This is a genomic window from Microbispora corallina, from assembly GCF_016863035.1.
Lineage (GTDB): Bacteria > Actinomycetota > Actinomycetes > Streptosporangiales > Streptosporangiaceae > Microbispora > Microbispora corallina.
Genome location: NZ_BOOC01000019.1, coordinates 47,927 through 56,656 on the forward strand (window position 1 = coordinate 47,927; position 8,730 = coordinate 56,656).

Genomic DNA, 8,730 nt, shown 5'->3' on the forward strand with positions numbered 1-8,730 from the left:
ACTTGTTTTTCTGTAGGAGATGACACTACCGTCTTAGCCATGATTCTTGTCACCGGAGCGACGGGGCTCAGTGGATCGATCGTGGTCCAGGAGTTCGCGCGGCAGAACGTTCCCGTCCGCGCGCTGGTGAGGAACCCGGACAAGGCCAGGAAGCTCCACAGGCTGCCGCGTGTGGAGGTGGTCGAGGGCGACATGCTGCGCCCCGAGACCCTGACGGCCGCCCTGCGCGGCGTGGAGCGCGTGCTCCTGATCTCCTCGGAGAGGGAGCGGATGCCGGAGACGCAGTGCACGTTCATCGACGCGGCCAAGGCCGCGGGGGTGCCGCACATCGTGAAGTACTCCAGCAGGGAGTCCGGCGTCGGCTTCGACATCGACAGCTTCACGAGGACGCGCGAGCACCGGGACATCGAGCGCCACCTCGAGGCGTCCGGCCTGGCCTGGACCCATCTGCGCCCGAGTCAGTTCATGGAGGTCTACCTGCCGGGCACCCTCACCGGGGTGGACCCGCGGCGGCGGGAGCTGCGCATTCCCATCGGCGACAGCCGGCTGTCGCCCGTCGCCATCGAGGACGTCGCGAAGGTCGCGGTGGCACTGATGACCTCCGACGGCCACGAGGGCAGGGCGTACGACATGACCGGCCCGGAGGCGCTGACGATGAAGGAGGTCGTCGAGCGCATCTCCGAGGCGACCGGGACCGCCTTCCGCCACGTGGAGCTGTCCCCGGAGGACAAGCTGCGCGAGAGCGCGGAGGCCGGGATACCCGAACCGACCATCCGTATCCTGCGCGAGCTGTTCGCCGAACGGAGGCGGCGCCCCGAGTCGCACGTCCTGCTGGACACCCACAGGACCTTCGGGGTACGGCCCACGAGCTTCGCCGAGTTCGCCCGCCGCCACGCGGAGGCGTTCCTCGCGGACGCCGCCCCGACGAGCGCGCCCGGCGGGCGAGAGGCGCCCTGGGACGCGCACGGGAACCGGTGGTGGTGACGGACCCGCCTGCCGGTCGCCGCGTCCGCCCGCGAGAGGTGCGGGAGGACCTCCACCCGGAGGAGGACTCCGCACCGGTCACCTACCGCGACGTCCTCGCGGTGCGGGAGTTCCGGACGATCCTCGCCGCCCACGTCCTGTCGGTCGCGGGCGGCGTGTTCGCCGAGATCTCCCTGGCCGTCCTGGTCTTCCGCCAGACCGGCTCGGCGCTGCTGACCGGTCTCGTCTTCGCGCTCGGCTTCCTGCCGTACGCGGTCGGCGCGGCCCTGCTCTCCGGCCTCGCCGACCGGTACCCGCCCCGCCGGCTTCTCGTCGCCTGCGACCTGCTCTGCGCCGCGTGCATGGCGCTGATGGCCGTACCGGCGACTCCGGCGGCCGCCCTGTTCGTCCTCCGGTTCGCCGTGGCGTCGATCGCCCCCCTGTTCACCGGCACCCGGGCCGCGAGCCTCGCGGACATCCTGCGGGGCGACGCGTACGTTCTGGGCCGCTCGCTGGTGCGGATCGTCGCGCAGTCCTCCCAGATCGCCGGGTACGGCCTGGGCGGCCTGGCGCTGGTGTGGCTGCCGCCCCGCGCCGCGCTGTGCGTGGCCGTCGGCACCTTCCTCGGGTCCGCGCTCCTGCTGCGCCTCGGGACAGGCGACCGGCCCGCCCGTGCCGCGCGGGCCGCGGCGCCGGGAACCGGCGCGACCCGGCGGCTGCTGGGCGACCCGCGCATCCGCGCCCTGCTGCTGATGTGGTGGATCCCGCCCATGTTCTTCGTCGTCGCCGAGGGGGCGGCCGCGCCTTTCGCGGACGCCGCGGGGGCCGGCGCGGCGGGGTTCGGCCTGTTCCTGGCCGCCATGCCCGCGGGAACCGTCGCGGGCGAGGTGCTGGCCGGCACGCTGCTCGGGCCCGCCGCCCGCGACCGGATCGCGCTCCCGCTCGCCGCCGTGTCGGCGCTGCCGATGGCCGCCTTCGCGCTGCGCCCGGCGCTGCCGGCGGCGGTGGGACTCATGCTGCTCACCGGTGCGTGCGCCGCCTACACGCTCGGCATGGACCGGTGGTTCGCGGACGCGGTGCCCGAACGCCTGCGCGGCCGCGCGATGTCCGTGCTGGGCGGAGGGGTCATGACCCTCCAGGGCCTCGGCATGGCCGCCGGTGGAGCGGCGGCGGACGTGCTCCCGCCGTACGCGGTGATCGCCGCGGGCGGGGCGATCGGGACGTTGAGCGTCCTCGGCGTACTGCGATCGGTACGCGCGACCGGGACGGGGCGCTCGTACCGCTCACGAGAGGAGGTGACGACATGACCGCCACGCGTAACTGGCTGCCCAACTGACGCCTCACCCCCTTCCCCCGGCGGATGAGGCGGCGGCGGACCGTCGCCGCCTCATCCGTCACCGGGCTACAGGGAAGCAAGCATCTGCTTCGGGATGAGTAGGATGAGGACGTGACAACGGCACGCACGTACGGCGACTCCTGCGCCGTCGCGCGCGCCCTCGACCTGGTCGGCGAGCGCTGGGCGCTGATGATCGTCCGGGATCTGCTCTTCGGCCCGAAGCGCTACAGCGACCTGCAGGCCGGCCTGGCCAACGCCAGTCCCACCGTGCTCTCGCAGCGGCTGCGCGACCTGGAGGAGGGCGGGGTGATCCGGCGGCGCAAGCTGGGGCCGCCGGCCCGCGCCTGGGTCTACGAGCTCACCGAGTGGGGCCGTGACCTGGAGCCGCTCCTCGTGCACCTGGGCCGGTGGGGCCGCCGGTCGCCGGAGAAGGAGCCGGCGAAGCCCCTGGGGACCGACTCGCTGATGCTGGCCCTGAAGAGCCATCTCGAACCCGCCCGCCTGGGCGACCTCGACGCCACGTTCCTGGTGGACGTCGACGGCGACGTCTTCACCCTCCGCACGTCCGGCGGCGAGCTCGCGATCCGCAGGGGCGAGCCGGAGCGGTGGGACGCCGCCCTGCGGGCCGGTCCCGCCGTCCTCATGGGCCTGGTGATCGACGGGACGCCGCCCGGAGAGTTCGGGGAGCGGCTGGAGATCAGCGGCGACCGCCGCGCCCTCCAGCGGCTGCTGGACGCCCTCTCTGCCGACTGACCACCTGCAAGGGAGACTCCTGCGGACGCGTGGGCGAACGGCATCCACGCTCCTCGCGGGACCTTCCGGCCGTACCGACCCCGTAGTCCACATCTGGGAGAGCGCGAGTGAGCCCGACACCGGCATCGAGTGAGGTTTCGTCCCTCCTCGGCTACCTGAACTGGAAGCGGCGGCACGTCCTCGACATCCTGGACGGCCTGGACGAGGCCGACCTGCGGCGCCCGGTCCTTCCGTCGGCCTGGACCCCGGCCGGCCTCGTCCGCCACCTCGCCCTCGACGTCGAGCGCTTCTGGTTCGGCGCGGTCTTCGGCGGCGACCCCGGCGCGGTGGCCTCGTTCGCCACCCCCTCGGACGCGTGGCGGGTGCCCGACGACCGGCCCGCCTCCGAGGTGTTCGGCCTCTACCGCGAGGAGACGGCGCGGGCCGACGAGGTCATCGCCTCCAGCAGCCCGGACCAGGCGCCGCGCTGGTGGCCGGACTACCGCGACGACCGGCCGCCGGGCGACCTGCGCCAGGCGATCCTGCACGTCCTCGTCGAGACGGCGACCCACGCCGGCCACCTCGACGCGGTCCGCGAGCTGATCGACGGCAGGCAGTTCCTCGTGCTCGACTGAGGCTCCCGGCGCTTGACGGGCGCGGCGTCGCGCGGTCGCCCGTCCGCCCCCCGGGGCTCAGCGGGGGCACGTCGGGCGGTAGCCGACCGTGGGCAGGTAGGTCGCCCACTCGGCCCGGGTGAGGTCGCGGCCGATCTCCTGGCAGAGCCTCCCCACGAGCGGGCCGGGCAGCAGCGACCAGCGGATGATCCTGCCGTCGTCGCCTCCGGAGATCAGGTCTCCGTCGGCCGTGAAGGCCAGGCCTCTGATCGGGGCCGTGTGCCCGGTGAGCGTGACGCTCTGCCTCCCGGACGCGACGTCCCAGACGACGATCGTGTGGTCGTCGCCGGCGGACGCGAGCGACCGGCCGTCCCTGCTGAAGGCGAGGACCTGGATCGGGGCGGTGTGCCCGGTCAGCGTGGCGCGCAGGGTGCCCGTCCAGGTGTCCCAGAGCTTGACCGTGCGGTCGGCGCCGGCCGTCGCGATCAGGCGGCCGTCCGGGCTGAAGGCGACGTCGAGCACCGAGCCCTGCCGGGTTCTCAGCGCGCGGACCTCCCGGTCCCTGGCCAGGTCCCAGACCTGCAGGTCGCCGGCGGGGCCGGTGGTCGCGAGCAGCGGGTCGCGCGCGCTGAACGCCAGCGCCGAGACCAGGTACCCGGGACCCGCGAACGGCGCGTCCACCGGCTTCCCGGGATCCCGCACGTCCCACCGGAACCGGCCGAGCGCGGTCGCGACGAGGAAACGCCCGCTCGGGTCGAAGCCGACGTCGGTGGTCGCGCCCAGCCCCTGGTAGGAGACCGTGCTGAGCCGCCGCGGCGCGGCGAGGTCCCAGACGCTGAGGGTGTGGCTGCGGGTGACGGTCGCGAGCAGCCGGCCGTCCGGGCTGAAGGACAGGGCCCTGACCTGGTCGGGATGGTCTCCCAGCGTGGCGATCGGGTTTCCGCGCGCGTCCCACAGCCGGGCGGTGCGGTCGCTGCTCGCCGACGCGACGACGCGGCCGTCCGGGCTGATCTCGATGTCGTTCACTGCCGCGCTGTGCCCGCTGAACGGCGGGACGGCCTGGCGGCGGAGCACGATGGTCCGGCCCAGCCCGGCAGAGGCGAGCATGGTGCCGTCGGGGCTGAAGGCGAGGGACAGCGTCTCGGTGCGGCTCCTGTCCTGGTACGTCTCGATGGGCTGCCGTCGTGCGACGTCGTAGACCGTGATGAGGCCGTCCTCGTCAGCGACGGCGATCCGGCCATGGGCGGGGGCGGACATGTCCCACGTGTAGGGCGTCCGTTTGGGCAGCCCGGGCAGCCGGGTCACCCCGTCGCGGCGGATCCGCCAGAACCCCACGCCGTGATACGCCGACCCGGTGGCGAGGGTGCCGTCGGCGGCGTCGAAGCCCAGCCGGTGGACGTTCGTGGCGGGGAGCGCGGCGACCCGGGAGCCGGTGGCGACGTCCCAGACGAGGGGTCGTTCCGCGCCGCCCGTGGTCGAGACCAGGAACCCCTGGTCGGGGCTGAAGGCGAGCGCCACGACCTCCTCGTGGTGTCCTTTCAGCACGCGTCTGCCGCCGGTGCGCAGGTCCCACAGCTCGACGCCACCCCCGGCGACCCCCACGACGACCTTCGTCCCGTCGGGGCTCAGCGCCAACGCGTCGGTGAGCCGCTCCCGTTCACGTTGGAACACCGGCCGGCCGGAGGCCACGTCCCACACCACGACCGCGCCCCTGCTCGACCCGAGCGTGGCGTCCCTGATGACGGAGGAGACCAGCCGGCCGTCGCGGCTGAAGGCCACCGCCCTGGCGTTGATCTCCCCCGACCCCGCCGGTTTGGGGGGGCCGGAGAAGGTGGCGACGCGGGTGAGGGTGCGCAGGTCCCACAGGCCGACCGTGCCGTCGGTGCCGGCCGATGCCAGCCGCGTCCCGTCCGGGCTGAAGGCCAGGCCGAAGACCGCCGGCCCCTCGGCGTTCAGCTCGACCCGGCGGCGCGCGGCGGCCGCCACGCTGAGCAGGGCGCCCCGCGTCTCCGGCTCGGGGTTGAGCCGGAACGCGGCGATCGCGAGCAGGCCGGCCAGGTCGGGATCGGTCTCCAGCAGCGAGCGGGCCTTCAGGGACAGCTGCCGGGACAGCGCGACGAGTTGCTGGTGGGCGGCCTCCTGACCCTGCCGTAGGGCAACGCCTCCGCCGAGCAGGGCGAGCAGGAAGAGCACGGCCATCCCGGCCAGGAGGCGCTGCAGGAGCCGGGTGCGGCGTCTCGTCGCGGTGCGCTCGCTCTCCTCCAGGGCCCGGCTGGCCCGGAGGAAGGCGCTCTCGACCTCGTTCAGCTCCTGCGGATGGTCCTCCGCCCACGTCCGGGCGACGAGGAGCTGGGCGCCCCGGTACAGCGCGCCGGAGTCGCGCTCCAGCTCCCGCCAGGTGTGCGCGGCGTCGGTGAGCCGACGGTGGACGACGAGGTTCTCGCGGTCGTCGGTGAGCCAGCCGTGCAGCCGGGGCCAGGCGCGGATCAGCGCCTCGTGCGCCACGTCGACCGTCTCCTCCGCGAGGACGACCAGCCGCGCCGCCGCGAGCCGGTCCAGGACCGTGGAGGTGACGCCCGGGTCGGCCAGGCCGACGAGCTCCGCCCGGGAGATGGGACGCCTGGTGTCCTCCGTCCCGTCCCCGAGCGCGGTCAGGCGCAGGAAGATCCGGCGCGCGGCCTGCTGCTCCGCCGGGCCGAGCTCGCCGAAGACCCGTTCCGCGCTCTGCGCGATCGCCCCGCGCACGCCGCCCGCCGCCTGGTAGGCCGCGAGCGTGAGACTCCGGCCGGAACGGCCGCGCCAGGTCTCCAGCAGGGCGTGGGAGACCAGCGGCAGGCTCCCCGGCTCCTCGGCGGCGTCGGCCAGCACGGTGGCCAGCAGGTCGGGTTCCACGGTGAGCCCCGCCTGCTCGGCGGGCCGTACGACGATCTCCCGCAGGTCCGACGACGACACGGGCCCGACCAGCAGCTGGGCCTCGCCCCGCAGGGCGTCCACCAGGTCCGGGTGCTGGCTCAGGTGGGCGAGGAAGTCGACCCGGACGCCGAGGACGAGAACGGCTCGGCCGCCGTCCCCGAGGGCCAGGGCCAGCAGGGCCTCCACGAACCGGCGCCGTTCCCCGTCGTCGTCGCACAGGGTGTAGGTCTCCTCGAACTGGTCCACCACCAGCAGCAGGCGGGCCGGCGGGGACGCGTCCGGCGCGACGTCGAGGGCGGCGCCGACGGCCGCGTTCACGGCGGCGGGGTCGCGGGCCAGGTCGTCGCGGAGCGTCTCGAAGTCGCCGCGGGTCGCCTTGGCGACCAGCTCGGCCAGGGCGTCCAGGGGGCGGTCACCGGGCGTCATGATCATGCCGCGCCACGGCTCGCCGGGTCCGCCGGAGATCTCGCCGAGCAGGCCGGCACGCAGGAGGGACGACTTCCCGCTTCCCGACGCGCCGAACACCCCGACCACGGGAAGCCGCCCGACCAGCTCGCCGAGTCGTTCGACCAGGGGTGAGCGGCCGAAGAACCAGTCGGCGTCCTCCGGCTGGAACGCCACCAGGCCGCGGTACGGGCAGTCGTCCGCGGCCCAGCCGTCCCCGTCCCCGGCAGGTGGGCGCGGGGCCGGGAGGAGGTCCTCGTCGCCGCGGAGCATCGCCTCGTGCAGCCGCTGGAGCGCCTGGCCGGGTTCGATGCCGAGCTGGGCGGTCAGCAGGTCGCGGGTCTGCCGGAAGACCTCCAGGGCCTCCGCCTGGCGGCCCGACCGGTACAGCGCGAGCATCAGGTGGCCGCGCAGGCTCTCCCGGTACGGATGCTCCCGGGTCAGCTCGGCCAGCTCGGTGGCGACCTCCAGGTGCCGTCCCAGGCCGAGCTCGGCCTCCGCCAGCCGCTCGTGGACGGTGAGCCGCGCCTCCTCCAGCCGCCGGGCCTCCTCGGCGATCGGCGCGCAGTCGCCGAACTCGGCGAACGCCGGCCCCCGCCACAGGTCGAGGGCCGCGCGCAGCCGGTCACGGGCGAGTCCGAGGTCTCCCTCGTCGAGGGTGGCGCTCCCCTGCGCGGCCAGGCCGCGGAAGCGCGCGGCGTCGAGCGAGTCGGTGACGATCGCGTACCCGCCCGGCCGTCCCGGCAGGACGTGGGCGCCGAACGCCCGCCTCAGCTGGTGGACGTAGAGGTGGATGTTGCGCCGCGCGGACGCCGGCGGCCGGTCGCCCCAGACCGCGGCGATCAGCCAGTCGATCGACACCGGCTGACCGGCCTTGGACAGCAGCGCGGCGAGGGTGAGCCGGAGTTTCGGAGCTCCGCTGACAGGGACCTGCCGGCCGTCGCGGGACACCTCGAGCGGCCCCAGTACGTGGAAATCCACCCTAACTCCGCCCCGATCGGACATCGGGGTGAAGAATCGCGGATTCCCGACTGCGTTGTCAATCGCGTAGTTATGCTGCGCGGCGGATTTCCGGCCGCGCCCATATGGCGGCGCCCGTTCCGACCAAATCGCCTACAACCGGGAATCGGGTGTTACGTAGACGTGAATGGTCGTTCGTCCCGTTCGCCCCACATGACGGGGGAGCGGGCGCGTGCGCCCGCTCCCCCCGCCTTTCTCATGAGCGTGTCGTACGGCCGGATCAGCCGGCGGTGCAGGCCGAGCCGTTGAGGCTGAAGGCCGAGGGGTTGGGATTACTGCCGTTGTAGGTGGCCTGGAAGCCGAACGAGGTGGACGCGCCGGGGGCCAGTGAGCCGTTGTAGGACACGTTGCGGGCGGTGACCGACGAGCCGCTCTGGCTGATGGTGGCGTTCCACGAGTTGGTGATCTGCTGGTTGCCGGAGAAGGACCAGGTCAGGGCCCAGCCGTTGATCGTGCTGCTGCCGGTGTTGGTGATCTTGATGTCGGTGGTGAAGCCGTTGTTCCACTCGTTCTTCACGTAGGACACGCTGCAGGCGCCGTTCCCTCCGCCGGGCGTCGGCGACGTCGAGGGCGAAGGAGAGGGAGAGGGCGACGGGGACGGCGTGGGCGACGGCGAGGGGGTGGAGCCGCCTACCGTGATGTTGGAGCTGCCGCTGCTCTGGTATCCCTCGGTGGCGAGGATCATGTAGTTGAAGCTGCCAAGGTTCA

General features: G+C 73.7%; 6 protein-coding genes. 4 read left to right on the plus strand and 2 right to left on the minus strand.

The features are described from left to right. The first annotated feature begins 39 nt into the window (after nucleotides 1–39). The 4 genes from Mco01_RS20490 to Mco01_RS20505 all read left to right on the plus strand — a co-directional run bounded on the left by Mco01_RS20490 (nucleotide 40) and on the right by Mco01_RS20505 (nucleotide 3,666). The gene (locus tag Mco01_RS20490) at nucleotides 40–984 is read left to right on the plus strand and encodes an SDR family oxidoreductase (protein ID WP_204058512.1); all 945 of its coding nucleotides are present in this window, start codon (nucleotides 40–42) and stop codon (nucleotides 982–984) included. Further along, nucleotides 981–2,270: an MFS transporter gene (locus Mco01_RS20495; RefSeq protein WP_204058513.1), complete on the plus strand. Its 1,290-nt coding sequence runs from the start codon at nucleotides 981–983 to the stop codon at nucleotides 2,268–2,270. Before Mco01_RS20490 ends, Mco01_RS20495 begins: the two co-directional genes overlap by 4 nt. Before the next feature lie 140 nt (nucleotides 2,271–2,410). After that, on the plus strand, nucleotides 2,411–3,052 hold the full coding sequence (locus Mco01_RS20500; protein ID WP_204058514.1) for a winged helix-turn-helix transcriptional regulator: 642 nt from the start codon (nucleotides 2,411–2,413) through the stop codon (nucleotides 3,050–3,052). Nucleotides 3,053–3,159: 107 nt separating this feature from the next. Next, nucleotides 3,160–3,666 (plus strand): DinB family protein, encoded by a 507-nt coding sequence (locus Mco01_RS20505; protein WP_204058515.1) that lies wholly within the window; start codon nucleotides 3,160–3,162, stop codon nucleotides 3,664–3,666. Between the two features lie 57 nt (nucleotides 3,667–3,723). Here Mco01_RS20505 and Mco01_RS20510 read toward each other — a convergent pair whose 3' ends face one another. Together Mco01_RS20510 and Mco01_RS20515 are read right to left on the minus strand one after the other, a co-directional pair. Continuing rightward, the gene (locus Mco01_RS20510) at nucleotides 3,724–7,983 is read right to left on the minus strand and encodes an nSTAND1 domain-containing NTPase (protein ID WP_204058516.1); all 4,260 of its coding nucleotides are present in this window, start codon (nucleotides 7,981–7,983) and stop codon (nucleotides 3,724–3,726) included. Nucleotides 7,984–8,242: 259 nt separating this feature from the next. Next, nucleotides 8,243–8,730, minus strand: a 488-nt coding sequence (locus Mco01_RS20515; protein WP_204058517.1) for a cellulose-binding domain-containing protein, incomplete at its 5' end; no start/stop codon positions are given.